Annotated in this window: 28 protein-coding genes; 7 read left to right on the top strand and 21 right to left on the bottom strand. The window is 65.8% G+C overall.

The genetic code is table 11. The annotated features are described in order from the left end of the window. Positions 1 to 370: 370 nt before the first annotated feature. The 15 genes from NDB2M1_RS15785 to NDB2M1_RS15715 all read right to left on the bottom strand — a co-directional run bounded on the left by NDB2M1_RS15785 (position 371) and on the right by NDB2M1_RS15715 (position 13894). Positions 371 to 2182, bottom strand: a complete 1812-nt coding sequence (locus NDB2M1_RS15785; protein ID WP_072383842.1) for a M2 family metallopeptidase — start codon at positions 2180 to 2182, stop codon at positions 371 to 373. A gap of 81 nt (positions 2183 to 2263) precedes the next feature. Continuing rightward, complete coding sequence (locus tag NDB2M1_RS15780) at positions 2264 to 2956, bottom strand: alpha/beta fold hydrolase (RefSeq protein ID WP_082364598.1); 693 nt, start codon at positions 2954 to 2956, stop codon at positions 2264 to 2266. Between the two features lie 47 nt (positions 2957 to 3003). Beyond that, on the bottom strand, positions 3004 to 3786 hold the full coding sequence (locus tag NDB2M1_RS15775; protein WP_054121798.1) for a sulfite exporter TauE/SafE family protein: 783 nt from the start codon (positions 3784 to 3786) through the stop codon (positions 3004 to 3006). 202 nt (positions 3787 to 3988) lie between these two features. Next, on the bottom strand, positions 3989 to 5014 hold the full coding sequence (locus NDB2M1_RS15770) for an aspartate-semialdehyde dehydrogenase (RefSeq protein WP_072383840.1): 1026 nt from the start codon (positions 5012 to 5014) through the stop codon (positions 3989 to 3991). 38 nt (positions 5015 to 5052) lie between these two features. Beyond that, complete coding sequence (locus NDB2M1_RS15765; RefSeq protein WP_171955421.1) at positions 5053 to 7314, bottom strand: S9 family peptidase; 2262 nt, start codon at positions 7312 to 7314, stop codon at positions 5053 to 5055. 278 nt (positions 7315 to 7592) lie between these two features. Further along, positions 7593 to 7973 (bottom strand): 50S ribosomal protein L19, encoded by a 381-nt coding sequence (gene rplS / locus NDB2M1_RS15760; protein ID WP_072383836.1) that lies wholly within the window; start codon positions 7971 to 7973, stop codon positions 7593 to 7595. A gap of 3 nt (positions 7974 to 7976) precedes the next feature. After that, positions 7977 to 8717 (bottom strand): tRNA (guanosine(37)-N1)-methyltransferase TrmD, encoded by a 741-nt coding sequence (trmD, locus tag NDB2M1_RS15755; RefSeq protein WP_072383834.1) that lies wholly within the window; start codon positions 8715 to 8717, stop codon positions 7977 to 7979. Then, on the bottom strand, positions 8714 to 9013 hold the full coding sequence (locus NDB2M1_RS15750; protein WP_054121156.1) for a hypothetical protein: 300 nt from the start codon (positions 9011 to 9013) through the stop codon (positions 8714 to 8716). Before NDB2M1_RS15750 ends, trmD begins: the two co-directional genes overlap by 4 nt. Beyond that, entirely contained in the window at positions 9013 to 9390 is a 378-nt protein-coding gene (locus tag NDB2M1_RS15745) for a type II toxin-antitoxin system VapC family toxin (RefSeq protein ID WP_171955420.1), read from the bottom strand. Before NDB2M1_RS15745 ends, NDB2M1_RS15750 begins: the two co-directional genes overlap by 1 nt. Then, positions 9387 to 9659 (bottom strand): AbrB/MazE/SpoVT family DNA-binding domain-containing protein, encoded by a 273-nt coding sequence (locus tag NDB2M1_RS15740; RefSeq protein ID WP_054121157.1) that lies wholly within the window; start codon positions 9657 to 9659, stop codon positions 9387 to 9389. Before NDB2M1_RS15740 ends, NDB2M1_RS15745 begins: the two co-directional genes overlap by 4 nt. After that, on the bottom strand, positions 9656 to 9907 hold the full coding sequence (locus NDB2M1_RS15735) for a hypothetical protein (protein WP_072383832.1): 252 nt from the start codon (positions 9905 to 9907) through the stop codon (positions 9656 to 9658). The genes NDB2M1_RS15740 and NDB2M1_RS15735 overlap by 4 nt, the downstream gene beginning before the upstream one ends. 47 nt (positions 9908 to 9954) lie before the next feature. Continuing rightward, positions 9955 to 11436: a serine hydrolase domain-containing protein gene (locus NDB2M1_RS15730; RefSeq protein ID WP_253185912.1), complete on the bottom strand. Its 1482-nt coding sequence runs from the start codon at positions 11434 to 11436 to the stop codon at positions 9955 to 9957. 99 nt (positions 11437 to 11535) lie between these two features. Beyond that, on the bottom strand, positions 11536 to 12369 hold the full coding sequence (locus tag NDB2M1_RS15725; protein ID WP_054121160.1) for a TIGR04222 domain-containing membrane protein: 834 nt from the start codon (positions 12367 to 12369) through the stop codon (positions 11536 to 11538). Next, a complete protein-coding gene (locus NDB2M1_RS15720) occupies positions 12366 to 12929 on the bottom strand; it encodes a glycine-rich domain-containing protein (protein WP_072383828.1) in 564 nt (187 codons plus the stop codon). The genes NDB2M1_RS15725 and NDB2M1_RS15720 overlap by 4 nt, the downstream gene beginning before the upstream one ends. Positions 12930 to 12955: 26 nt before the next feature. Next, positions 12956 to 13894 (bottom strand): LysR substrate-binding domain-containing protein, encoded by a 939-nt coding sequence (locus NDB2M1_RS15715; protein WP_072383826.1) that lies wholly within the window; start codon positions 13892 to 13894, stop codon positions 12956 to 12958. Between the two features lie 99 nt (positions 13895 to 13993). Between NDB2M1_RS15715 and NDB2M1_RS15710 the strand changes: the two genes are divergently transcribed. Next, a complete protein-coding gene (locus NDB2M1_RS15710; protein ID WP_072383824.1) occupies positions 13994 to 14203 on the top strand; it encodes a hypothetical protein in 210 nt (69 codons plus the stop codon). Here the strand turns inward: NDB2M1_RS15710 and rimM are convergent. The 3 genes from rimM to ffh are packed head-to-tail and all read right to left on the bottom strand — an operon-like array spanning position 14188 to position 16674. Continuing rightward, entirely contained in the window at positions 14188 to 14676 is a 489-nt protein-coding gene (gene rimM / locus NDB2M1_RS15705; RefSeq protein ID WP_072383822.1) for a ribosome maturation factor RimM, read from the bottom strand. The two genes, NDB2M1_RS15710 and rimM, sit on opposite strands and share 16 nt — an antisense overlap. A gap of 6 nt (positions 14677 to 14682) precedes the next feature. Further along, positions 14683 to 15132, bottom strand: coding sequence for a 30S ribosomal protein S16 (gene rpsP / locus NDB2M1_RS15700; protein WP_054121165.1), 450 nt, complete (start codon positions 15130 to 15132; stop codon positions 14683 to 14685). A gap of 42 nt (positions 15133 to 15174) precedes the next feature. Beyond that, complete coding sequence (gene ffh / locus NDB2M1_RS15695; protein ID WP_072383820.1) at positions 15175 to 16674, bottom strand: signal recognition particle protein; 1500 nt, start codon at positions 16672 to 16674, stop codon at positions 15175 to 15177. Between the two features lie 280 nt (positions 16675 to 16954). Between ffh and NDB2M1_RS15690 the strand changes: the two genes are divergently transcribed. From NDB2M1_RS15690 to NDB2M1_RS15665, 6 genes are all read left to right on the top strand, one after another. Continuing rightward, positions 16955 to 18610, top strand: coding sequence for a putative bifunctional diguanylate cyclase/phosphodiesterase (locus NDB2M1_RS15690; protein WP_072383879.1), 1656 nt, complete (start codon positions 16955 to 16957; stop codon positions 18608 to 18610). A 39-nt stretch (positions 18611 to 18649) separates the two neighbouring features. Next, a complete protein-coding gene (dapF, locus tag NDB2M1_RS15685; RefSeq protein WP_072383878.1) occupies positions 18650 to 19459 on the top strand; it encodes a diaminopimelate epimerase in 810 nt (269 codons plus the stop codon). Beyond that, positions 19456 to 20634: a MiaB/RimO family radical SAM methylthiotransferase gene (locus NDB2M1_RS15680; protein WP_072383818.1), complete on the top strand. Its 1179-nt coding sequence runs from the start codon at positions 19456 to 19458 to the stop codon at positions 20632 to 20634. The genes dapF and NDB2M1_RS15680 overlap by 4 nt, the downstream gene beginning before the upstream one ends. Beyond that, positions 20631 to 21581 (top strand): signal recognition particle-docking protein FtsY, encoded by a 951-nt coding sequence (gene ftsY / locus NDB2M1_RS15675; RefSeq protein ID WP_054121169.1) that lies wholly within the window; start codon positions 20631 to 20633, stop codon positions 21579 to 21581. Before NDB2M1_RS15680 ends, ftsY begins: the two co-directional genes overlap by 4 nt. After that, entirely contained in the window at positions 21578 to 22231 is a 654-nt protein-coding gene (locus NDB2M1_RS15670; RefSeq protein ID WP_072383816.1) for an inner membrane-spanning protein YciB, read from the top strand. The genes ftsY and NDB2M1_RS15670 overlap by 4 nt, the downstream gene beginning before the upstream one ends. Positions 22232 to 22343: 112 nt before the next feature. Further along, a complete protein-coding gene (locus tag NDB2M1_RS15665) occupies positions 22344 to 22916 on the top strand; it encodes a urate hydroxylase PuuD (protein ID WP_054121171.1) in 573 nt (190 codons plus the stop codon). A 229-nt stretch (positions 22917 to 23145) separates the two neighbouring features. Here NDB2M1_RS15665 and NDB2M1_RS15660 read toward each other — a convergent pair whose 3' ends face one another. From NDB2M1_RS15660 to NDB2M1_RS15650, 3 genes are all read right to left on the bottom strand, one after another. Further along, positions 23146 to 25086 carry a potassium transporter Kup gene (locus tag NDB2M1_RS15660; RefSeq protein ID WP_083554908.1) on the bottom strand — a complete coding sequence of 647 codons (1941 nt, stop codon included), beginning with the start codon at positions 25084 to 25086 and terminating at the stop codon, positions 23146 to 23148. A 154-nt stretch (positions 25087 to 25240) separates the two neighbouring features. Next, complete coding sequence (locus NDB2M1_RS15655) at positions 25241 to 25924, bottom strand: tetratricopeptide repeat protein (RefSeq protein WP_072383814.1); 684 nt, start codon at positions 25922 to 25924, stop codon at positions 25241 to 25243. Next, the gene (locus NDB2M1_RS15650; RefSeq protein ID WP_082364500.1) at positions 25921 to 26271 is read right to left on the bottom strand and encodes a cytochrome c-type biogenesis protein; all 351 of its coding nucleotides are present in this window, start codon (positions 26269 to 26271) and stop codon (positions 25921 to 25923) included. The genes NDB2M1_RS15655 and NDB2M1_RS15650 overlap by 4 nt, the downstream gene beginning before the upstream one ends. Positions 26272 to 26400: the final 129 nt, after the last annotated feature.

Here is a 26400-nt window from a genome sequence, read left to right as displayed (position 1 = left end):
GAGGTTGACGCAGTTGACACAGTCCAGAGAGAAAACTGTCAACCCTCGCCGCGACTGATTTCAAAGCATTTTCTCCGAGCACTGGCGAGTGCCCGCGCGCAGCGGGTTGGAAACGGGCCGCACGGCACACCGGTCCTGTTCACCGGGAACCCGGTGCGGATGATCGGCGGCGCGGCACTTGGGAAGGAACCACGGTTCAAAGAGCAATGGCCAGCATGGCTCAAACCGCGGCCTGTAGGAAAATGGTTTTTACCCCTCCGACCTGCCTGCGGCAGGCCACCTCCCCATTTGTCCCTTCGGGAAAAATGGGGAGGACGTCATGAAGTCCGGCCCATTTGTGCCTGCGGCAAAAATGGGGAGGATCTAGTGATCACCAGCCGCAGGTCTGGCCCTTGTTCTGGGCCTCGAGCCACTTCTGCAGCGGGGCGAAGTAGCGGATCATCGCCTTGCCGCTCATTTCGCGGCTGCCGGTGAAGGCTTCCAATGCATCAGGCCACGGCTTGCTGGCGCCCATCGAGAGCATCGCGTTGAGCTTCGCGCCGACGGCCTTGTTGCCATAGAAGCTGCAGCGGTGAAGCGGGCCCTGCCAGCCGGCTTCCTTGCACGCCGCTTCGTAGAACTGGAACTGCAGCACGCGGGCGAGGAAGTAGCGCGTGTAGGGCACGACCGCGGGGATGTGGAACTTGGCGCCGGGATCGAAGGCATCGGCCGGGCGTTCCGCCGGGGGCACGAGGCCCTGATACTTGAGGCGCATCTGGTTCCAAGCGGCTTCGTAATTGTCCGGCTTGATCGAGCCGTCGAACACGCCCCAGCGCCAGCGGTCGATGAGAAGGCCGAAGGGCAGGAACGCGACCTTGTCCATCGCCTGACGCAGCAGGAGGCCGGTATCCTTGTCCGCCGCGGGGACCTTGTCGCGCCCCATCAGGCCGATCTGGACGAGGTATTCGGGCGTGATCGAGAGCGCCATGGTATCGCCGATGGCCTCATGGAAGCCATCGTTGGCGCCTTCCATGTAGTAGCGCGAGGGCTGCTGGTTGTAGGCGCGCTGGTAGTAGTTGTGGCCGAGTTCGTGATGGATCGTCACGAAATCATCGCCGTTGACCTTGGTGCACATCTTGATGCGCAGGTCGTCCTTGTTGTCGATATCCCACGCCGAGGCATGGCAGACGACCTCGCGGTCGCGCGGCTTGGTGATCTGCGAGCGTTGCCAGAACGTCTCGGGCAGCGGTGCGAAGCCGAGCGAGGAGTAGAAACCCTCGCCCGCCTTGACCATCTTGACCGGATCATAGCCCTTGGCGACGAGCAGTTCGCCGACATCGTAGCCGAGATCGCCCGAGCCCTTGGGGGCGACCACGTCGTAGATATTGCCCCATTCCTGCGCCCACATGTTGCCGAGGAGATCGGCGCGGATCGGGCCGGTCTTCTTCTGGACGGCGTCGCCGTACTTCTCGTTCAGCTTGGTGCGGGTGTAGCAGTGGAGCTGGACGTAGAGCGGGCGGACTTCGTTCCAGATCTTCTCGGTAAGTGCGGCAAAGGCGGCCGGGTCCATATCGTAGTTCGAGCGCCACAGCGCGCCGGTATCGGCAAAGCCGAGTTCGCGCGCGCCTTCGTTCGAAAGCTCGACCATCTTCGCATAGTCGTCCTTCATCGGCTTGCCGACGCTGTCGTGCCACGAGAGCCACATTTCCTTGAGCTGATCGGGGTTGCGATTGGTGCCCATCGCCTCCTCGATATCGCTGCCGTTTACGGCCAAGCCGTTCAGCGTGCCGTGGCCCTTCCCGTAGAGGCCCTGGATACGGGCCTGGCGGGTGCCGAAGTCTTCCGCCGCGCCGGGGGTGGTCGGCACCGGGCTGGTGATCTGGGTGCGCATCATGACGAGCTTGCGCTGGTCTTCGGCGGTGAGGCCGGGGACCTTGGCCATGCGCGCGGCTTCGGCGGCGGTCTTCACCATGAAGGTGTTCTGCTCGGCGTTGGAGGCGGCGACGAGGGCTTCGGTATCGTCGGTGATATTGGTCTCGTAGACCCACTGGGTGCGGCCGGCACGGACGGTCTCATCGAAGTAGGCCTGGTCGGCGGCCTTGATCCACGCCTGCGCGGACGCAGCATCGGGGGCCTGCTGGGCGAACGCGGGCATGGCCACGCTGGCAGCCGCGAGCGCGGCGAGAGATACAAGTGTTTTCATGGGGCTGGCTCTCCGGTCAGTGGATCTGGACAGCATCCGCGGCTGTCCTTGCCGCGTCCGTCGGCCAGGTCCGTAACGGAGTCAAGCGGTCAGAAATGAAACCAGTTCGGCGCCCATCGCGGGTTCGGTCACGCAGCTCATGTGGGTGCCGGGGATCGTGGAGCGGCGGGCGTTGGGGAGCACTTCGGCAAGGCGATCGGCGCTGCCGTTGTCGTTGTCCTGATCGCCGCAGAGGACGAGCGTGGGCATGGTGATCGCGGCGAGCGTGGCGGGATCGGTATCGTCCATCGTGCCGAGCAGCAGGCGCGCGGCATCGGGATCGGTGCCCATCGTCTTGAGGAACTGCTGGGCCGGATAGCCGCGTTCGCCCGGACGGATCGTGCCGAACTTGTCGAGCACTTCGCTGAAGAAAGCCTGCCGCCGCAGCCAGCCGGCGAGGCCTTCGAGGCCCATGCCGGAGAGCACGAGGCGGCGGGGCTTAAGACCCCCAATCACCGCGCGGGCGGCGGTGCGGGCGCCGAGCGAGAAGCCGACGAGGTCGTAGTCGGTGAGGCCGTAGTGGCGGACCATCGCTTCGAGATCGCGGACGAGCACGTCGGGCGGATAGGCGGCGGGATCGTGCGGCGCGGCGCTCTCACCATGCGCGCGCAGGTCCGGCATAAGGCATTCGAGGCCAGCGGCGGCGAGCTGCGCGGCGGTGCCGAACTTGATCCAGTTGACGTGCGCGGACGAGAACAGGCCGTGGAGCAGGATGACCGGACGGCCTTCTCCCATGCGGTGGAGCGCGAGGGGGGCACCGTCGAAACCGGGGTAGGTCTCGCTCACTGGCTGAGCAGCCGGATGCCGGAGACCATGAGGACGGCGGCCAGCGCAGGGCGCAGCACGTGATCGGGCGAGCGGGACGAGAGCATGCTGCCTATTACCGCACCTGGCAGCGAGCCGACAAGCAGGCTGGCGAGCAGGGCCATGTCGACATCGCCGATGATCCAGTGACCGAAGCCCGCAACCAGCGTGAGCGGCACGGCATGGGCAATATCGGTGCCGACGATCTTGGCGACGCGCAGCGCCGGGTAGAGCATGAGAAGAACGGTGACGCCGATGGCGCCCGCGCCGACCGAAGTGATCGTGACCGCAACGCCGAGCAGCGCGCCGAGCAGGATGGTGGGGATCAATGCCTGCCGGTCGTCCAGCCGCTCGTGCTGCTTGGCCATCACGGCGAGCTGTTTCTGGAACAGCGTGGCGACCGAGGTGACAATCAGCATGGCGCCGAGGCAAAGCAAGACGATGTGACTGGATGCTTTGCTCATCTTGCCGAAATCGGAGATCAGGATCAACGTCACAACCGCAGCGGGAACACTGCCCATCGCAAGGCGGCGCATGATGTGCCAGTCAACCGTCTCGCGCTTGCCGTGGACGGTCGAGCCGGCGATCTTGGTGACGGAGGCGAAGAGGAGGTCGGTGCCCACCGCCGTGCCGGGCGCGACGCCGAACAGCAGCACGAGGATCGGCGTCATCAGCGAACCGCCGCCGACACCGGTCAGACCGACCAGAAAGCCCACGAGCAGGCCGGCAACGCCGTGCAGCAGATCGAAATGGGCCAGCATGGCAATCCCCCGGCAGGTCCCGTGGTCGGGTCCCTTTCGTGCGTTCGGGGTTTAGGGCCGCAAGGGTACGGCGGCAATGCAAGAATCTCTATCGCAGAGGTTGGAAATGCTTTGCGCCGAGTGGGTGCGCACCCCTCCCCAACCCCTCCCCGATCCTTCGACAAGCTCAGGATGAGCGGGGGGAGGGGCTCAAGAGGAAGGGTCAGCCCTTCTTGAGGTGGCGGCGGCCGAGGAGTTCGGCGATCTGCACTGCGTTAAGCGCGGCGCCCTTGCGCAGGTTGTCCGAGACGCACCACAGCGAGAGGCCGCTGTCGACTGTCGGGTCTTCGCGAACGCGGCTGACGAAAGTGGCGAAATCGCCGACGCATTCGATGGGCGTGACGTATCCGGCGTTCTCGCGCTTGTCGATCAGCATGACGCCGGGTGCCTCGCGCAGGATGTCCTGTGCTTCATTGGCGGAAATCTCGTCCTCGAACTCGATGTTGATCGCCTCGGAGTGACCGACGAACACCGGCACGCGCACGCAGGTGGCGGTCAGCTTGATCTTGGGATCGAGGATCTTCTTGGTCTCGGCGACCATCTTCCACTCTTCCTTGGTCGAGCCATCATCGAGGAAGCTGTCGATGTGCGGGATCACGTTGAAGGCGATCTGCTTGGTGAACTTCTTGGGCTCGATGGGATCGCCGACGAAGATCGCGCGGCTCTGCTCGAACAGTTCGTCCATGCCTTCCTTGCCCGCGCCCGAGACCGACTGGTAGGTCGCGACGACGACGCGCTTGATCGTCGCCTTGTCGTGCAGGGGCTTGAGCGCGACGACCATCTGCGCGGTCGAGCAGTTGGGATTGGCGATGATGTTCTTGGCCTTGTAGCCGTCGATGGCGTCGGGGTTCACCTCGGGCACGATCAGCGGCACATCGGGGTCCATGCGGTAGAGCGAGGAATTGTCGATCACCGTGCAGCCGGCCGCCGCCGCGCGCGGGGCGTGGACCTGGGTTGCGGTGCTGCCGATGGCAAAGAGCGCGATGTCCCAGCCGGTGAAGTCGAAGTTCTCGATGTTCTGGACCTTGATCATGCGGCCAGTCTCGCCGAACTCGATCTCGGTGCCCTGCGAGCGCGAGGAGGCCAGCGCCGCGATCTCGTCGATCGGGAACTCGCGCTCGGCGAGGATATTGAGCATCTCGCGCCCGACATTGCCGGTCGCGCCTGCGACCACTACCCGGTAACCCATTGTACTCTCCTTATGGCGGCCTCTGCGGCCCCAGATGGTTATTGGCCGCTACCCACGCCGTTGCGGTCGAGGAAGCGGAATACGGTTTCGTAGAGATGCTTGCTGACTTTCGGCCCGCCGATGCGGTGCGTGAAGCCGGGGTAGAGCATCATTTCGAAGGGAACGGCCTCGCCTTGCAGCTTGGCGATGAGCGCGGTCGAGTTGTCGAACACGACGTTGTCGTCGGCCATGCCGTGGATGAGGAGGAGCGGATCGGTGATCTTCGCGGCATCCTTCAAGGCGCCCGAGGTTTCGTAGACCCTGGGCTCCTTGTTCGGGTCGCCGAGATAGCGCTCGGTATAATGCGTGTCGTAAAGCTCCCAGCGCGTGACGGGGGCGACGGCCACGCCGGCGGCCCATTCGCCCGGGTGCTGTTCGAGCATCTTGAGCGTCATGTAGCCGCCATAGGACCAGCCGAAGATGCTGATGCGCTTGGGATCGACGAACGGGAGAGACTTCAGATAGCGCGCCCCGGCAAGCTGGTCGGCCACCTCGACCGAGCCCATCGCACGATTGATGGCGCTTTCAAACTTGACGCCGCGGTTACTGGAGCCGCGCCCGTCGATGGCGAAGTAGATATAGCCCTTGCCCACGATGGCCTGCAAGAGCGGGAACTGCCAGCCCTTGGCGACCTCTTGCGAATTCGGGCCGCCATACTGGTAGGAAAACACCGGGTAGCGCTTGCCGGGCTCAAGCGGCGGAGTGATCATCATCCAGTGGAGCGGGGTGCCGTCTTCCGCGAGAATCGTGCCGAACTGCGCGGGCCGGTGGCTGGCGAGATAAGGCGCATAAGGGTGCAGGCCCTCAACGCGGTTTTCCTCGATCCACGCGAGGCGCTTGCCGGTGGCGTCAGCAAGATAGGACTGCGGCGGCTGATTGTCGGCGCTGCGGGTGACGACGAGGGTCTGGCCCTTGCGGTCCATCGCGGCGCTGTTGTGGAAGGCGAGATCGGTGAGCCGGTCGAGCTTTTCGGGGTGCTTCAGATCGAAGGCATAGACCTGCGGGGCAAGGACATCATCCTTCGTGCCGACGAAGGTGACACGGCCGGTCTTCTGGTCGACGCCGAGCAGATCGGTGACGACCCATTCGCCCTTGGTGAGCTGAGTGAAGGTCCCTGCCTTGTAGTGATATAAGTGCGCGAACCCGTCGCGTTCGGACGTCCAGATCAGGCTGCCATCGGCGAGGAAGCGGTAGGCATCGGAGAGGTTGATCCAGCTGCCCTTGGCCGCCGTCTCGGTGAAGAGGACTTCCGCCTTGCCGGTGGCGGGATCGACCTTGAGCATGTCGAGCCGGTCCTGCGCGCGGGTCTCGCGCTGGACATAGAGCGTCTTGCCATCGGGCGCCCAATCGACGCGGGCGAGGTAGATGTCCTTCTCGGCGCCGAGATCGACCTGGACGCGGCTCTGGCCATCCGCACCGATGACCCAGAGCGAGACGTCTGCGTTGGGGGTGCCGGCGGCGGGATAGCGCTGCTCGAAGGTCTTGGTGCCGTCCGCGCCGATGGCGGCGCGGGTGACGGTGCCGACCTTGGCTTCGTCGAAACGCTCGACCGCGAGGCGCGCGCCATCGGGCGACCACCAGTAGCCCTTGAAGCGGTTCATTTCCTCCTGCGCAACGAACTCGGCTTCGCCCCAATGGACGGTGGCGGCGGTTTCGACAGGGGTCACCGGCTGCGGATCGGTCTTGCCGTCGACCGGCCCCACGAAGAGGCGCTGATCGCGCACGAAGGCGACATGGCCGCCCTTGGGGCTGAGCGAGGGGTCAAGCTCGCCGCCCTTGGTCCCGGCGATCTTGCGCACCGAACCATCGAGCCCGGCGAGGATCAGATCGCCATCGATGGGCACGAGCACGGCGGTGCTGTCAACCGTCCATTCATAGCGGACGATGCCTTTCAGATCGCCGATGCGCTTGCGCTCGCGCTGCATCTTCTCGGCCTCGCTGAGTTCGCGGCCCGAGGAGAGCTTCTTCGAATCGACCAGCATCCGCCAATCGCCTGCTTTCCGGTCGAAGCCCCACAGGTCATAGCGCTCGCGGTCGTCCGGGCGATTGCGCAGCACGGTGACATAGCGGCCATCGGGCGAAAGCCTGACCGCCCGCGGCGCGGGTCCCGCAAGGCTGGGGCTGGCGAAAACGCGCTCGATGGTCAGAGCGGGTGCGGCTTGCGGTGCAGTCACGGCACTATCCTTCGTCTCGGCGGCAGATGCGGGCGCCGCAGCGACAAGCGCGGTCGCGGCGAGCAGGCCAATTGGCAGTCTGGTCATCAGTCGCATCATGGCCGTGTCCTTGGTCGGGGTATTGAACGTTACCGTTTCACCCGTTCGTCCCGAGCGAAGTCGAGGGATAGTGGCCGGGCCTAGCCGAGGCCTTGCGCCGGTTCTCGGCTTCGCTCGAACGTGTCCCTCGACTTCGCTCGGGACGAACGGACTGTTGGAGAATTGATACCTCAGAAACGAAAAGAGGCGCCCCGGCTGGTTTGCCGGGGCGCCTCTCGAAGCACGCTGCGGTGCCCGCGGGCGGTGGGCTTATGGGCCCTCCCCGGTCAGCTTTCCGTGGTGGTTTTAATCGTCTTGCGCTCGGCAATACGCGCCGACTTGCCGGTGCGGCCACGCAGGTAATAGAGCTTGGCACGACGCACCACGCCGCGGCGGACCACGGTAATGCTGTCGATGTTGGGCGAGTAGAGCGGGAACACGCGCTCCACGCCTTCGCCGAACGAGATCTTGCGAACGGTGAAGTTCGAGCCGAGGCCGCGGTTCGAACGCGCGATGCACACGCCTTCGTAGGCCTGGACGCGGGTACGCTCGCCTTCGACGACGCGCACGCCGACGCGCACGGTGTCGCCCGCGCGGAAATCGGGGATGGTCTTCTTCGCCTTGAATTCGGCGATGGCTTCAGCTTCGAGCTGCTGAATGATGTTCATGACTCAATCGTCCTGCACTTCACGCTGCGCGCCAGAGGCAGACTGGACCCGAACGCCGGTGTGGCGCTCCCAAAGGTCCGGCCTGCGTGACCGAGTATCATCCTCAGACCGACGTTTCCGCCACTGAGCGATCTTCGCATGATCCCCCGATCGCAGCACTTCAGGGATCGTGCGCCCTTCCCATTCCTGGGGGCGGGTATAATGCGGGTACTCGAGGAGGCCGTTCTCGAACGACTCTTCTGCCCCGCTTGAAGGCGCGCCCATTACGCCGGGAAGCAGCCGAATGCAAGCATCGAGAAGCATCAGCGCGGCAGGTTCGCCTCCGGAGAGCACGATATCGCCGACAGAGACTTCCTCGACGGCGCGCCCTTCGAAGATGCGCTCGTCGAAACCTTCGAACCGGCCGCACAAGAGGATGACGCCTGGACCGCTTGCAAGTTCGCGCACGCGGGCCTGTGTGAGGGGTTTGCCGCGGGGAGTCATGGCGATGACGGGGCGGTCTGCGTCCCCTTCCCGCGCATGGTCAATGGCCTTGGCCAGCACGTCGACGCGCAGCACCATGCCCGCGCCGCCGCCTGCGGGCGTATCATCGACAGTGCGGTGCTTGTCGTACGCGAAATCGCGGATCTGGACGGTATCGAGCGCCCACGTGCCTTCCGCCATGGCGCGGCCGGCGAGGCTGACGCCGAGCGGGCCGGGGAACATTTCCGGGTAGAGGGTGAGGACAGTGGCGACGAAGGTCATTTAGAGGCCCAACGGGCTGCGATCATGTTCGCCACCAGATTGATGAGTATTACAGGAAAGCCAACGATAAGGAACATTGCTGGGCTGTACGCAGAATGATCCGCCGCGCCCTCACTCAGCAGCCAGTAGACATGGCCAAACAGGGCCGCAACGAAAACGAAAATCGTCGGCACGAAGCCAGCCAACGCCTGCCCAATACCCAACCTGCGACCGTACTTGGTCAAAAGCAGCACGACAGGGACTGAGATAATCATCGGCATCAATGCGAACACAAAAACGTTGAAGAGATGCTCCATCACACCGTCCAGTTCTCGACCTTGAGCCCCGGCACATCGGCGAAATCGGCTTCGTTGTTCGTCACCACCGTCGCGCCGATGCTGAGCGCATGGGCGGCAAGCAGCCGGTCGAAGCGGGCGCGCTTGAAGGGCAGGCGGGCGTATTCGCGTGCGGCGGATTCGTCGAAGGAAAGGATCGGGATGACGGCGACAAACGCCTCCAGCACGGCAGGCTCGGGCGGCTTGCCCGCCACCGTTCCCACGGCGACTTCGGCAAAACTGATCGATGATATCGCGATATCACCCGGCTCAAGCTGCGAAAGCCGCACGCCGAGGGGCGCGAACCGCGCGGTCATGGCATAGACCGCACAGTCACTGTCGATCAAAAAACGGATCACGCCTCAGGCTTTGCCTTGCGTGCCGCGATCGTGCTGGGCCGTTCCTCGAAATCCTCGCGCGGGGGAAGCGTCAGGCCGGGAGCCTTGCCCCAGAACCCACTGATATCGATCTTGCGCTTGGGGGCGTCTACCGGCTCGATGCGAAAGGTCATGCGGTCCTCCTTGACCATGCGCACTTCGGTGCCCTCTTCAAAGCCGAGCGCCTTGGGCAGGCGCAGCGCGACCGAATTGCCGGACTTGAAAGTCTTGCCGAGAAACTCCTCGCTCACTGCACTTTCTCCCGCTCATCGAGTTCGGCGACCACATCTTCCTTGAGCCAGCGCAGCGCATCCCATGGATAGTCACAGCCCTTCTCCCCCAGCCAGAGCACGCGCGCCAGCAGGGCCTGCGCCGATGGTTCGACGTAGCGATCCTGCACCCGGCCTTCAGCCAAGGCTGGCCCCGTGACATGCACATGATAGCCATCCGCGCCGCGATAGGCGTAGAGATGGCCATCGCTCCATCTGCAGTAGCTCATGACAGACTCCGTATATACATTCCGTATATACAATCCTTGCGCCAAATTCAATCCTTCCCCTCGAACGCATAGCCCAGCGATTGCAGCGTGATCGGCTTGGTCGGCGCAAGCAGCACGGTACCCTCGATGCTCCCCTTCTCGCACTTCCACGTGAAGGTGCCGCTCAGCGCGCCATCGGCGGCGATCGGCGCAGAGGTCTCGCACGTGCCGGATTTGGCCTTGGTTTCCGCCAGCACTTTAGCCCAGTTTACCGCCGTGCGGTCCATCGGGAAGTTCATCGCGACGCGGCCTTGCAGCGCGTCGATGGTGCCGGAGGTCCAGACCGTCTGCGCCGCCGTGTAAAAGCTGGCGAGGTCCGCCGAAACCGGCTCCACACGCTTCACCAGCACACCCTTGGCCGTGAGCAGCGCTGCAATATCCCACACGGGCTGGCTGGGGCCCGAATAGGTGCGGTTGGTGAGCGCAAAGAGCGCAGCGCCGTATTCGGGGAGGACCATGACGTGGCTGCCATAGCCCGGGTAGCCGCCGCCGTGGGCGAGGACCGTGCCGTAATCGCAATCGGTGATGACGCGCCAGCCCATGCCGTAGGCCAGGGCGCCGGGGCACTGCTTGCCGCCGCCGGTGGCATAGCGGTGGAAGACATTGGCGTTGTTCGCGCCGCGCATGATCTGGCGGACAGTGGCGCGCTTGGCAGGGCCAGTGTCTTCGCCGTCGCGCGGGGGCCAGGCGGAGGTGATGAAGCTTAGCCACTTGGCATAGTCGGTTGCGCTCGTTTCGAGGCCGCCCATCGCGTTGAACGCGCCGTCCTTCATCGTGGGTTCCTCGGCCCACGCGTCGTTTTCCCAGCGATAGCCGATCGCGCGCTTGTCCTTCGGGTGGGCGAGGACGTCGAAGCCGCTGGCGGTCATCCCCAGCGGGGTGAGCAGGCGCTGCTCGACGAAGCTGCGGTAGGGCGCCTTCGTGATGTTGGCGATGACGCGGCCGAGGATCGCGTAGCCAAGGTTGGCGTATTCGTGGCGCATCTCGGGCGCGCGGGTGAAGGGGACGCCAGCGCGGAGGAGCGCGGTGAAGGCGGTCTGCGAGAGGACCTGCTGGCGGTCTCCCCACGGGTCGTCGGTTACGAAACCGGCGCTGTGGGTGAGCAGGTCGCGGATGGTGATGCGCGGGGAATCGGTGGTGGGATAGGTCCAGCCGCGCAGTTCGGGGACATAGCGGTCCGCCGGATCATCGAGCGCGAGCTTGCCCTCGTCGCGCAGCTTGAGGATCGACAGCGCGGTGAAGGCCTTGGTCATCGAGGCGATGCGGAACAGCGTGTCGGGCGTAACGGGGCGCTTCTGGACGAGGTCCTGGACGCCTTCGGTTTTGACGTAGGCAAGGCGGCCGTCCTTGACCACGCCGAACACCATGCCGGGGATGTGGTTTTCGGTCATCCAGTTCTTGAGGATGGTCGTGATTTCGGGGTCGAAGCTGGCGGGATCAGAGGATTGGGCGAGAGCAGGGAGCGGTGTGCCCAGCGCCAGAAATGCCAAGATAACTGCCTTGAACCGCATTCGACGCCTCCAACCGTTCAGCGGCAGGTTGGCACCAATTTCTCGTCAATGCGAGCAGTGACGCAATGGGAGGTGGGACTAGCTCCCGCAGCCGCCGCAGCCGCCTCCGCCGCAACCTCCGCCCCCGCCGCTGCAGCCGCTGCTGCTGCTGGTATCGCCGCCGCTGCCTGATGCCGCGCGCATGCGGTGGAAGTCCGAGAGCCACGAGCCGGTGAGTACGGTCGTGCCGAACAGCGCGACCGCCAGGGGGGTTTCGTCAGTCGGCGCGGCGCGGCGCAGGCGATCGGCTTCGAGGCGGGCGTCCGCCAGCGCGGCCTTGCCGGCACGGGTGCGGCGATCGATTACAGCGAAGCGCAGGATCGCAGCAATCGCGGTGACGATGAGCAAGGCGGTGAGGATACCGACCGGGCGATCGCGCAGCGTGCCGACGATCCACTTGGCCATGCCGAACAGGAACAGCAGCGCGAGCGGCGCCGTCTGGATCAGGCGGAGCTGGCGAGCGGCGCGGCGGTCCATCCACAGGCCCTTGGCCTCCAGCTGCCGTTCGGCGGTTTCAGCCGGTCCGGCGAGGGCGCGGTGGATATCCTGCCAACTTGCGGGTGACGTCAGCGCGGCAACGCGGCGCTCCGCCATGGTCTCACCGCCACGCGGATCGCGGATGGCGACCTTTCCGCTGGACTGCACAGTCGCCGCGCCCTTGGCAAGGAGCCCGACTGTCACCGTCTCGGCAAAACGGTCGCGGCCGCCGGCGAGGAGCGCGATCTCGGCTTCGTCGGGGCGGCGGCCGCGCTGGCCGTCGGGGCGGAGGTAGCGGGGGATGACGAAAGCGGCAAACAGCGCGATGAGCGCCAGTTCACAATAGAGGGTCAGGAATTCAGGGCCATGCAGGTCGAAAGGACCAAGACCGGTCATAAGACACTCCACAGAGCGTAAGCGAGAAGCGCGGCCAGCCCGCCGCCGGGAAGCCAGCGGTAGGGCAGGATCAGCGCTTCATGCGGGTGGACGCGCCGCGCCATGGGATCGATCATCAGGCGTCGGCGCGCATCGGGCCAGATGTCTGCGGGCGCGGGGCCGAAGGCGGCCTCGTAGCTGCGCAGGGTCTGGGCATATTGTTCGTGGAACCGCGCGCCTTCCTCTTGGCCGCCCTTGGTGGGGCCGTGGTGGAGCGGGCGGCGGAGGACTTCAGGGCACAGGCGCTCCCAGTAGTCGCGCGTGTAGGTGAGGTGAAGGTGCCAGGCCTGATCGACCGCATCTGAGGGGGTGACGGGGTGTTCGGCTGTCACCGCGAGGTAGAGGAAGCGGCGATATTCCTCGAACACGCGGGCGGCATGCTTGGCACTCCAGCCGTTCTCACGGGCGAGGCGCCGGGTGAACGGCAGCTCCGCATCGGCGGGGCCGACTTCGTAGGTTGAAAGGGAGAGCCACAGCGGGTCAGCTGCCAGCGGGACGGACGAAGCGAAAGGCGCGTTCATCTATTCGTCCCTATACAGCTGGCCTGTTACCGCTTCGTTACGGGCGGCGGCGTCCACACTTCCACAGGTGCCATGCCGCGCGCGCGTTCGGCGGCCATTTCGCTGAGGAGCCATTCGCGGAAACGTTCGATCTTGCGCACTCCGGTGCGGCCTTCGGGGCGGACCAGCCAGAGCGAGAACGGCGGGAAGTACAGCGTGGGGAACGGCTGGACGAGGCGGCCAGTGGCGATTTCCTCGGCCCAGAAGACGGGTGTCATCAGCGCCGCGCCAAAGCCTGCGCCCGCCATGCGGGCCTCTTCGAGCTGGCTGTCGAACAGGATGCTGGCGGCGGGCGGTGCGGGCGGGAGCGCGATTCCCGCCTCGGCGAACCAGCCGGCCCACCACGGATCATCCTGCGCGAGGCGCTGCACGCGCAGCAGGTCCGCCGGTTCCTTGATGTCGTTGGCAACGAGGAAGTCTGGCGAACAGATCGGCGTGACGTGGTAGCGCATCAGGAATTCGGCGGTGTGGCCGGGCCATGGACTAAGGCCGGAACGGATGGTGACGTCGATCCCTTCGCGCGCGAAATCGGTGATGCGGCCCGTCGTTTCGAGGCGGATGGCAAGATCGGGAACGGCGATCTGGAAGCGCCCGATGCGCGAGCTGAGCCAGGTGCCGCCGAACGAGGGAATCGTGCTGATCGCAAGAATGCCACTGTCATCCGCGCCGAGATTGGCGAAAGCCGTGGCGATATCAGACAGCGCTGCGGAAACAGCGGGGGCAAGGCGGCGCCCCGCTTCGGACAGGCGCACGCGGCCCTTTTCGCGCAGGAACAGCGGGCGGCCGACGCGGTCTTCCAATTGGCGGACCTGATAGCTGACGGCGGCCTGGGTCATCCCCAGCTCTTCGGCCGCGCGGCTGAAGTTCTCCAGCCTTGCGGCAGCTTCGAACACGCGGACGGCAGAGAGGGGCGGCAGATCGGGCATGCCTCATGATAAGGCTGCCTTATAGGATATGCCAGAGCATTTGTTGGCCCTGCCCCCGCAAGACAGGCACAATGCGGCCATCAGCGAAGGAGACGAGCGATGATGGACGAAGTGTGGAGCCGCGGTTGGGCCGAAGCCCACAAGGCAGCCTTGCAGGCGCGCGAGGAACAGGCGCGCACTGGCCGTCCGGTGCCGACGCTGTGGGATGAGCTGCGCATGCTGGTGCGCGATCTGATCACGCCGCCCGTGAAGGTGGAACGCTGCGACGCTGGCTGCGATACGCAGACCTGCTGTCAGTCGGCGGCGTAGGCCGCTTCGATCAGCAGGCGTTCGCCGTTCCATTCGGGCACGGCTTCGGGGCGCATGGGGACCATGAAGCGCTTGGAATTGGCGCGCTCGATCTCGAGCACATCGCCTGCGCCGAAGTTTTCGACCGCGATGCAGGTGCCGAGCGCTTCGCCCTCGGTCGAGACGGCGGCAAGACCAATGAGGTCTGTGTAGTAGTATTCACCTTCCGCCAGTGGCGGGAGGCTGGCGCGCGGCACCGTCAGCACGGTGCCGCGCAGCTTTTCAGCCGCAGTGCGGTCTGCCACTTCGGCAAAGCGGGCGATAGCGCCGCCCTTCCCGTCATCACGCAGCTTCTGCAGCGTGAGTGAGCCGTCGTTGAAGGACTTGTGCGCCTTGAGGCTCGCCACCCCTTCCCCGAACAGCTTGAGCCGCACTTCGCCGCCCACGCCATGCGCGCCGCTGATGGCAGCGAGCGTGACGGGGCGGCCGGTCATGCGGACTTAGCCTTCGGCCTGCTCGGCAGCAGCTTCCTCGGCGGGCGCTTCTTCAGCAGCCGGAGCGGCAGCAGCGGCGGCGGCAGCCTCTTCGGCCTCGCGCTTGGCTTCTTCAGCCTCGGCGATCTTGGCGGCACGCTCTTCGGCGCGCTCCTTGGCCTTCTTGCCGGGCTCGCCCTTGTTGGGGTTGTTGGTCGCGGCGCGTTCCTTGATGCCGGCCTTGTCGAGCATGCGGGCAACGCGGTCGGTCGGCTGCGCGCCGACGCCGAGCCAGTAGCGCACGCGGTCTTCGACGAGGCGGACGCGGTTCGCATCATCCTTGGCGAGGAGCGGGTTGTAGGTGCCGACCTGTTCGAGGTAGGCGCCGTCGCGGGGCGAGCGGCTGTTGGCGACGACGACCTTGTAGTAGGGGCGCTTCTTGGAACCGCCGCGCGAAAGACGAAGAGAAACCGACATTATTCAAACCTTTCCGAGTAAACTTGTAGCTGAAACCTGAAATCACTTTTTCCGAAGAAGATCGTTGATGTTGGCGGGCATGTTGCCGCTGCCGAGGCCGGGCAAGCCAGGCATGCCGCCCATCCCTGCCCCCATGCCGCCGCCGGGAAGCTTGTCACCGCCCGGAGCACCGCCGCCAAGGCCGGGCATCGCCGCATCAAGACCGCCGCCGCCGAACATGGCAGCAAGACCCTTGAGCCCGCCCATCTTGCGGATCTGTTTCATGGCTTTCGCCATTTCCATGTGCATCTTGATGATCTTGTTGACGTCCTGCACCTGGGTGCCGGAGCCTTTCGCGATACGGATCTTGCGCTTGGCGTTGAGCAGTTCGGGACGCTCGCGCTCCTTGGGCGTCATCGAGCCGATGATCGCGTCCATGTGAAGCAGCACCTTGTCATCCATGCCCGAGGCGGCCATCGCCTGCTTGGCCTTCTTCATTCCGGGCATGAGGCCCGCGAGCACGCCGAGGCCCCCCATGCGCTGCATCTGCTGCAGCTGGGTGCGCAGGTCGTTCATGTCGAACTGGCCCTTGGCCATGCGCTGCGCGAGCTTCTCGGCCTCGTCGGCCTTGACCGTGGCGGCCGCCTTCTCGACGATCGAGACGATATCGCCCATGCCGAGGATGCGGCCGGCAACGCGCTCCGGATTGAACTGCTCGATCGCATCGAGCTTTTCACCGGTGGCGGCGAACTTGATCGGCTTGCCGGTGACCGCGCGCATCGACAGCGCCGCACCGCCCCGCGCATCGCCGTCCATGCGGGTGAGCACGACGCCGGTGAGATCGACCTCGCCCGCGAAGTTCTGCGCGACGTTGACCGCGTCCTGACCGGTCAGCGAATCGACCACCAGCAGCGTTTCGCGCGGCGCAGAGACGGCGGAGACGGCCTTCATCTCGTCCATCAGCGCAGAATCGACGTGGAGGCGGCCCGCGGTGTCGAGCATCAGCACGTCGACCGCCTGCAGCTTGGCGGCGTTCAAGGCGCGCTTGGCGATGTCGACCGGGGCCTGGCCCGGCACGATCGGGAGCGTGGCGACACCTGCCTGTGTGCCCAGCACCGCAAGCTGCTCCTGCGCCGCCGGACGATTGACGTCGAGCGAGGCCATCAGGACCTTCTTGCCCTGCATTTCCTTGAGCAGCTTGGCGATCTTGGCGGTCGTCGTCGTCTTGCCCGAGCCCTGGAGGCCGACCATCATGATGACGACCGGCGGCGTGGCGGCGAGATCGAGATCGGCGGTTTCCGAGCCCAGCATCTCGACCAGCGCGTCGTTGACGATCTTGACGACCTGCTGGCCGGGGGTGACCGACTTCAGCACCTGCTGGCCGGTCGCTTCCTCGCTCACCTTGTCGATGAAGCGGCGGACTACCGGGAGCGCGACGTCGGCTTCGAGCAGCGCGATGCGCACTTCGCGCATGGCAGCGGTGACATCTTCCTCGCGCAGCGCGCCGCGGCCGCGCAGGCGGTCGAACACGCCTCCAAGCCGGTCTGACAGACTATCGAACACGCCCGTTGCTCCTGTTTCCCGGTCGACCAGCAGTGAAACGCGAAAAACGCCGGTGGGCGAAACCTCGCCGACCAGCGTATGGCGTCCATCACGGAGAACCGGGATAAAACTGACCTGCGAAAGGGCACGGACCCCGTCGCAGTTGGGGGCGCTTACGCGAAATGGCGCGGCGGGGCAAGCCCTTGCGCTTTTGCCGTCCCGGCAAGGCGAACTTAACCAAAACTTCAGGCCGTTTGGATAATCATCCGGATTGGACCCGAAAGGAGTGGGCAAGCCGATCATGGCGACGACCGGAGACGACAGGACCGATACGGCGGGCCGCAAGGCACCGCTCGAACGCGCCGAGCGCGATCTCGTCGCGCTCGGCATCCTGGTCGCGGCGATCTTCCTGTTCGTCGGCACCGGATCGACGGTGATGACCGGCATTGTCCGCAGCTGGATCTATGGTGTGGGCAGCCCCGACGTGCTGCTCACCAACGCGCTGATCCTCAATGTCGCGCTGCTGCTGTTCGGCTGGCGGCGCTACGCCGAACTGCAGCGCGAGATCGCCGAGCGCCGCAAGGCCGAGGAAACCGCGACACGGCTGGCGCAGACCGACGCGCTCACCGGATGCCTCAATCGTCGCAGCCTCGACGAGGCGATCGCGCGGCTGGTCGGGGAAGCGGCGGCGAGCGGCGAAGCGGTCGCGGTGATGATGATCGATCTCGACAAGTTCAAGCGCTCCAACGACTTGCTTGGCCACAAGGCGGGCGATGCGGTGCTGGTCGAGACGGCGCGGCGGATCGAGGGGTTGATACCCGCGCGCGGGGTGGTGGCGCGGCTGGGCGGCGACGAGTTCATCTGCGCGGCGATCTTCGCGCCGGGCAGCGAGAACGCCATCGAGCGGCTGGCGGTGCGGATCAACGACGGTTTGGCCAAGCCGATCATCTGCGGCGGGCTGCGCGCCGAAGTGACGGCCTCGATCGGCGTGTCGCTCGGCTTCGGCAGCGCCGGACAGACCCCGGTGCAGGTGGCGCAGGACCTGCTCCACCGCGCGGACCTTGCGATGTATCAGGCCAAGCGCCGCGGGCGGAACCGCTTCGCGTGGTTCGAGCCAAGCATGGAGAGCGAACTGCGCTTCCGCGGCGAGCTCGAGGCGGGCATCCGCGAGGGACTGAAGCGCGGCGAGTTCGTGCCCTATTATGAAAAGCAGATCGACCTCGAGACGGGCGAGATCACCGGCTTCGAAATGCTCGCTCGCTGGATCTCGTCCCGGCACGGCGTGGTGAGTCCGGACGTGTTCATCCCGGTCGCCGAAGAGATCGGCCTGATCGCGGAGCTTTCCGAAGCACTGATCACTCTGGCGCTCGAGGATGCCAAGGCGTGGGATCCCGGCCTGACGCTTTCGGTCAATATCTCGCCGCTGCAGCTGCGCGATCCGTGGTTTGCGCAGCGCCTGCTGAAGATGCTGGTCGCGGCGAACTTCCCGCCGACGCGGCTGGAAATCGAGATCACCGAAACCTGCCTGCACGAGAACATCGCGGTGGTGCGATCGCTGATCACCAGCCTCAAGAATCAGGGCATCCGCATCAGCCTCGACGATTTCGGTACTGGCTATTCGAGCCTTGCCCAGCTGCGCACGCTGCCGTTCGACCGGATCAAGATCGACCGCAGTTTCGTCTCCTCGCTGGCGCGCAGTGCGGACAGCGCTTCGATCGTCGAGGCGATTTCCTCGCTGGGGCGCGGGATGGCGCTGCCGATCACGGCGGAAGGCGTGGAAAGCGCCGAAGTGCTGAGCGCGCTGCGCCGGTTCGGCCAGTTCAAGGGCCAGGGCTATCTCTATGGCCAGCCCGCTTCGGCCGAGGACGTGAAGCGGGACCTTGCCGCGCGGGGCCTGCTGATCGCCGGTGCGGCTCCGGCGGGCACGCCCGACAGTCCGGCCGCCCGCAGCGCCTGAACCGTTGCGCCGGGCGGCACGGGGTCCTAGATGGGCCCGATGTCTGTCGCTTTTCAGAAGATGCACGGCCTCGGCAACGATTTCATCGTGATCGACGCGCGTGAAGCCCCGGTGGCGATGTCCACGGCGCGCGCGGCTGCGCTGGCCGAGCGGCGCACCGGGATAGGCTGCGACCAGTTGATCATGCTGGAGCCTTCAGCGGGTGCAGCCGTGCGCATGCGCATCTTCAACGCCGACGGCAGCGAAGTGGAAGCCTGCGGCAATGCCGCGCGCGCGGTCGGCCTGCTGCTGGGCGGGGCGCAGCGGATCGAGACACTGGGCGGGACGATCACCGCGACGGCCACGGCGGGCGGCGCGAGCGTCGACATGGGCCCGGCGCGGTTCGGCTGGGACGAGGTTCCCCTAGCCTATGCAATGGATACGTTGTCGATGCCGGTCGGCTGGGAAGAACTCGACAATCCGGCGGCGGTCAATGTCGGCAATCCGCATGTGGTGTTCTTCGTGCCCGATGCCGATGCGGTGATGCTTTCGCGGCTGGGGCCGGTGATCGAAACCGATCCGCTGTTTCCGGAGAAAGTGAATGTCGGCGTCGCCTCTGTCCTTGGGCCGCACCATATCAAGCTGCGCGTGTGGGAGCGCGGCGTAGGTCTGACACGAGCCTGCGGCACGGGCGCCTGCGCGGCGGCGGTGCTGGCGATCCGGCGCAAGCTGGTGACGGGTCCGGTGCGGGTCGACCTGCCCGGTGGGCCGCTGGAGATCGCATGGGAGCCGGGCGGCTCGATCCTGATGACGGGTCCTGCAGCGTTCAGCTTTGCGGGTACGTTTGAAGAGGATGACTATCCCCTGTGAGCGATCCGGTGGTGACACTGGGCTGCCGGCTCAATCTGGCCGAGAGCGAAGCGATCCGCGCGATGATCGCGGGCGCCGAGCGGCGGACGGTGGTGGTCAATTCCTGCGCGGTGACGGCGGAAGCGGTGCGGCAATCGCGACGGGCCGTGCGGCGGCTGCGGGCGGCCAACCCCGATGCGCGGCTGCTGGTGACGGGCTGCGCGGCGACAATAGATCCGGACGAGTTTATCGCGATGCCCGAGGTGGATGGGGTGGTCGCCAATGCCGCGAAATTGGAGGCGGCGGCATGGCAGGCGCGCCCTGCTCCCCGGCCCGCTCCGCCAACCCGCCACACCCGCGCCTTCGTGCCGGTACAGACGGGGTGCGACCATGCCTGCACCTTCTGCATCATCCCCGAGGGGCGCGGGAAGAGCGTGTCGCAGCCTATCGTGGACGTGCTGCGGGTGGTTGAAGGCCATCTGCAAGCCGACGCTCGCGAGGTCGTGCTGACAGGCGTGGATGTCACCGGATGGGGCGCGGACCTGCCCGGTTCGCCGCGTCTGGGTGATTTGGTCGCCGCCATCCTGCGCGCATTCCCTGCCCTCCCCCGGCTGCGGCTGTCCTCGCTCGACGGGGTCGAGATCGACGGCCTGCTGTTCGAACTGATCACCGGCGAGGCGCGGGTGATGCCCCATGTGCATCTTTCGCTGCAGGCCGGGCACGACTTGACGCTCAAGCGGATGAAGCGACGCCATACCCGCGCCGAGGCGGTGTCGCTGAGCGAGCGGCTGCGCGCGGCCAGGCCGGAGATTGCCATCGGAGCTGACCTCATTGCGGGGTTTCCGACGGAAGATGACGCCATGCATGCGGCCAATGTCGCCATCGTGGCGGACTGCGGGATCGTGCATGGCCACGTGTTCCCCTACTCCCCCCGCCCCGGCACGCCCGCCGCACGAATGCCGCAAGTGCCGCCGCCTCTGGTGCGCGAGCGGGCAGCGGAAGTGCGCGCTGCGGTCGCCGCGACGCGGGCGCGCTGGCTGGAGGGGTTGATCGGGCAGACGCGCGAAGTGCTTGCCGAGCGCGACGGAACCGGCCATTCCCCCGAATTCGCGCCCTACCGGCTGCCCGAGGGCACCGCGCCGGGCGAGATTGTATCGCTGACACCGACCCGAATCCGCGAAGGCCTGCTGGAATGACTCCCGACGACAGCGCAACCACCAACGAGACGGGCTGGACCGACCGCCTGCTCGGCGGACTGCGCAAGACATCCGAACGCCTGACCGAAAACCTCGCGGGCCTCGCCGGCGGCACGCGCCTGACCGACGCGCAGCTCGATGACCTTGAAGACGCGCTGATCCTCTCGGACCTCGGCCCGCGTGCCGCCGCGCGCATCCGCGAGAAGCTGGCGGCGACGCGATTTGAAAAGGGCGTCGACGAAGCGGCGCTCGCCGAAGCCGTGGCGGGCGAGATCGCGGCGATCCTGCGTCCTGTGGCGAAGCCGCTCGAGATCGTCGCCTTCCCGCGCCCGCAGGTGATTCTCGTGATCGGGGTCAACGGTTCGGGCAAGACGACGACCATCGCCAAGCTGGCGCACCTGTTTCAGGAGCAGGACTATTCGGTGATGCTGGCGGCGGGCGATACGTTCCGCGCTGCTGCCATCGGCCAGCTCAAGGTCTGGGCGGACCGGCTGGGGATCGAGATCGTATCGGGCGCGGAAGGCGGTGATCCCGCCTCCATCGTGTTCGACGCGGTGAAGGCCGCGACCGACAAGGGCATCGACGCGCTGATCGTCGATACCGCGGGCCGCCTCCACAACAAGCGCGAGCTGATGGACGAGCTGGCCAAGGTGCGCCGCGTGCTGGGCCGGCTCAATCCGGAAGCGCCGCATGACGTGGTGCTCGTGCTCGATGCGACGAACGGGCAGAACGCGCTGCAGCAGATCGAGATCTTCCGCGAGGTGGCGGGGGTTTCCGGCCTCATCATGACCAAGCTGGATGGTACGGCGCGCGGCGGCGTGCTGGTGGCGGCGGCGGAGCAGTATGGCCTTCCGATCCATGCCATCGGCGTGGGCGAGAAGATCGACGACCTGCGCCCCTTCGATCCCGATCTGGTAGCGAGGGTCATCGCGGGAGTGCTGCGGTGAGCGAGAGCAAGCCCAAATCCGAGCCCAAGTCTTCCTGGGTGAACCTGCTGGTCGATTACGGCCCGCTGCTCGTGTTCTTCATTGCGTACCGCTATTTCAGCCCCAAGGACGCAGGCAGCCAGAGCCTGGGCGCGGTGGTGGCGGTGACCAAGTCCACCATGGTGTTCATGGTGGCGACGGTGCTGGCGCTGGTGATCTCGAAATGGCGGCTGGGCAAGATTTCGCCGATGCTGTGGCTCTCGACGATCCTGATCATTGGCTTCGGCTCGCTGACAGTGTTCCTCGGCGATCCGGTGTGGATCCAGATCAAGCCGACCGCGATCTACCTGCTGTTCGCCGCCGTGCTGTTCGGCGGGCTGTTTCGCGGCAAGCCGATGCTGCGTACGCTGCTGCAGAGCGCGTTCGACGGGCTTTCGGAGGAAGGCTGGCTCAAGCTCTCGCGCAACTGGGCGTGGTTCTTCCTGTTCCTCGCCGGCCTCAACGAAGTGCTGCGCCATGCGGTCTCGTTCGACACCTGGCTGCTGGTGAAGCTATGGGGGGTGAGCGCGCTGTCGTTCCTGTTCACCTTCGCGCAGATCCCGATGCTGCTGCGCCATGGGCTGGGCGAGGAAACCGAGGCACAAGTCGAGCAGAACCCGCCAAGCGGCTGACGCCTCGCACTAAAATGCAATGACAAGCGGGCCTTTTCCCGCATATGAACCGCAGCGGACCGGCTGGGTGGCCGGACAGCCATCAAGAACCATCTCTTCGGGGGAAACATAAATGGCAAAGTTCTTCGGAAATCTGCATCTTGTGCTCGTGGTCGGCCTTGCCGTCGCGATCGGTGTCATGATCGCCTTCCACGCCAGCGCACCGGTTGACAGCAACTCGGTGTTCCGCTGGGCGCACGCCTTCTTCGGCATCCTGTGGATCGGCCTGCTCTATTACCTGAACTTCGTGCAGGTGCCGACCATGCCCAAGATCCCCGCCGAGCAGAAGGGCGCGATCACCGGGCACATCGCGCCGAAGGTGTTCTTCTTCTTCCGCTACGGCGCACTGCTGACGCTGCTGACCGGCCTCGCGATCTCGATCGTCGACGGCTACGGCCACGAAGCGCTGACCTTCAGCGGTGAAGGCAACGTCAAGCTGATCGGTGTCGGCATGTGGATGGCCATCATCATGGCGTTCAACGTGTGGTTCATCATCTGGCCGGCGCAGAAGAAGATCCTCGGCATCGTCGAGGCGACCGCGGAAGAAAAGGCCGCTGCTGCACCGCGCGCACTCTATGCCAGCCGCACCAACCTGCTGCTGTCGATCCCGATGATCTACTGCATGGTGAACGCGAACCTCGGCTGATTTTGCCAAGTTATGGTTGCCGTCAAGCGGCGCGGGTGCCTTCGGGTTCCCGCGCCGTTTGCGTTTTGGGGGCAGGCGCGGATTCCTGCTCTCTCCCCTTCAGGGAAGAGATGCGCAGACTTGCGAGCTTGCTCGCTGGTCGGAGTTGAGAAGGGCTTGTAACGCGGTACCTCTCCCCTCGCCCAACCCTCTCCCCTGAAAGGGAGAGGGCTTCACGGCGACGCTAGCCTCAGATCTTCAGCTGGCTGCCGAGTTCGACCACGCGGTTGGTGGGCAAGCGGAAGAAGCCCATCGCGTCCGCCGCATTGCGCAGCATCCATGCAAAGAGCATCTCGCGCCAGATCGCCATGCCGGGGACATCGGCGGGGATCAGCGTCTGGCGCGAGAGGAAGAAGCTGGTGCGCATCATGTCGAACGGCTCGCCGCAGACCGAGACGCCGCAGAGCGCAGCGGGAACGTCGGTCTCTTCCATGAAGCCGAAGCGCAGGATCAGGCGGTAGAAGCCCTGCCCGAAGTCCTTGACCTGCGCGCGGTCGGCCGGCTCGACCATCGGCGTATCGGCGATCTGGACGGTGAGGACGACGACGCGCTCATGCAGCACCTTGTTGTGCTTGATGTTGTGGAGCAGCGCCGAGGGGACGCCCGCCGCCGCCGAGGCCATGAACACCGCCGTACCGGGCACGCGCGCGGCGCTGGTGTGGGCGGAGCGGGTGAACACCTCGAGAGGGAGCGCGCCTTCCGCCATATGCTGGCGCATCAGCGCGCGGCCGCGCGACCAGGTGGTGAGCAGGGTGAAGATCGCGGTGCCCATCAGCAATGGCACCCAGCCGCCATCCGGAATCTTGGCGAGATTGGCGCCGAGGTAGGTGGCGTCGATCACAAAGAACAGGCCAAGCAGCGGCAGCGCGGCGACCGGCTTCCAGCGCCAGAGCTTGAAGAGGACGACCGCGAGCAGGATATTGTCGATCAGCATCGCACCGGTCACCGCGATGCCATAGGCTGCCGTGAGATTGCGCGAGCGTTCGAACACCAACACGAGCAGGATCACCGCGATCATCAGCGCCCAGTTGATCGCGGGGATATAGATCTGCCCGGCGGTCGCGGAGGTGTGGCGGATGTTCATGCGCGGGATGAAGCCGAGCTGGATGGCCTGCTGGGTGACCAGAAACGCGCCCGAGATCACCGCCTTGGCGGCGATGACGGCGGCGGTCGTCGCGATGACCAGCAAGGGCCATTCGAAGCCCTTCGGCGCGAGCAGGTAGAACGGGCTGTGAATGGCGCCCGGATCGCGCAGCAGGAGCGCGGCTTGCCCAAGATAGTTGAACACCAGTGCGGGCAGCACGAAGACGAGCCACGACACGCGGATCGGGACGCGGCCAAACTGGCCCATGTCGGCATAAAGGGCTTCGGCACCGGTGACGGCAAGGACGGCAGTGCCCATGGCGATGAAGCCGTGCCACGGATCAGCCATGAACATCGCGAGGGCCCACTGCGGCGAAAGCGCAAGGACCACGCCCGGATCATCCGCAATGCTGCGCAGGCCGAGCAGCGAGATCGTGGCGAAATAGAGCAGCATGAATGGCCCCGCCCAGCGCGAAGCCCAGCTGATGCGTGAGCCGGTGTTCCGGCTCTTGGTGGCGAAAAGGGCGATCACGATGACGACCACCAGCGGCACGACAAGGCCGTGGAGCGAGGGATTGTAGACCGACAGGCCCTCCACCGCGCTCATGATCGAGACGGCGGGGGTGAGCATCGAATCGCTGTAGAACAAGGCCGTGGCGAGCACGCCAAGCAGGACCACGCCCTTGCCCCAGCGGCGGCCGGTTGCCTGCTGGTTGATCAGGGCGAGGAGCGCGAGGCTGCCGCCCGAGCCCTTGTTGTCCGCCCGCATGATGACGGTGACGTACTTGAGCGTCACGATCAGCATCATCGACCAGAACATCAGGCTGACGATGCCGTAGACGTGCACCCGGTCGAGCGGGAGCGGGTGGTGCCCGGCAAACGTATCGCGCAATGCGTAGAGCGGGCTGGTGCCGATATCGCCGAAGACGACGCCGATGGCGCCGACCGCTAGGCCGAGCGCGCCGACCGGCTTCGCGGCCGGCGCCGACGCGTCCGCAGCGCACGGCGCTTCGCTTTCGGGTCCAGCATCAACCACGGCATCGTTCATTGTCAGCAGGCCCCAGCGCCGGGATCACGGCACAATAGCACAATCGCCCCCGGACGGCGCGGCGCTTTAGCACCGGCCCATGGCACTCGCAATGGGATGCACACGGTTGTCAGTAACGCCGGAAATGCGGCTCAAGTTCACGGAAAACCGAGGTTTATTGCTGCGACGACTTCGCGCCCGGGGCCGGCGCGCCTTGCACGGCGCCCTGCATCTGGGCCTGCTCCGCCATCATCGAGTCGAGCTGCTGAAGCCGCTGCTGCAGATCGGCGCGGTAGGGGGCGTCGGCGGGCGAGCGGGCCAGCAGCTGCGCCCACAGCGTGCGCGCTTCGGCGAGACGGCCCGCCTGCGCGAGCGCGAGGCCCATGAAGAAGGGCGGGCCGGGGTGATCAGGCGCGATGTTGGCTGCCTTCTGGAAGGCATACTGCGCCGCAGGGGTCATCACGCCTTCGGTATGGCCGACGAGCGTGTTGCCGAGCGCGACCCACAGGTCGGCGTCATTTGGCGATTTTGCGATGGCCTTGCGCAGGATTTCGGAAGCGGCGCCGAACTGGCCCTGCCGGGTGAGCGCATCGGCGAGGATCAGCCATGACTGGCCCTGCCCGAAGGCCGAGCCCATCTTCTGGCGCTCCTGGATCAGGGTCTGGTCGGCGAGCTTGGTGTTCTCGACCGGAGCCTGCGGCGCGCCGGGCTGGCCAGGGTGGCCTTGCAGCGCGTAGCCAGAGACGCCGAACAGCAGCGCAGCGGCGGTGATTTCCCAGCCGGTGCGCGGCAGCTTGAGCACGACAATCATCACGCCGAGAACGATGAACGCGATGACAAGAATGAGAACCCAGGTCATGCGGCTTTCCTCCGGCGGAAACGGCCGCGCAACAGGAACGCCGCCAGCGCGAGGAACAGCAGGGGCGCAGCGAACAGCGGCCAGGTGATCGGCTTCACCTGCGGGGTGTAGCTGACGTAGTCGCCGTAGCGCTCGATGAGCCACTGCCGGATCGCTTCGGGATCCTCACCGGCGGCGATACGGGTGCGGACCTGATGGCGCATGTCGCCTGCCATGGGCGCATCGGAATCAGCAATCGACTGGCTCTGGCACTTGAGGCAGCGCAGCGTTTCCATGAGCGCTTGCGCCTTGGCTTCCTGCGCGGGGTCAGCCAGTTGCTTGTAGGCATAGGGCGCGGGCGGGAGCATGTCTTGCGCGGCGGCGGGTGGGGCGAGGGTGAAGGCGGCGAGGAAGGTTAGCAGCAACACCCCCACCGTTCGTGTCGAGCGAAGTCGAGACACCTGACGCCGCGCTTGGTGTCTCGACTTCGCTCGACA

The organism is Novosphingobium sp. NDB2Meth1, assembly GCF_900117425.1.
GTDB lineage: Bacteria > Pseudomonadota > Alphaproteobacteria > Sphingomonadales > Sphingomonadaceae > Novosphingobium.
Note: the sequence above shows the minus strand (reverse complement) of the source record. Positions and strands in the feature narration are given on the sequence as shown.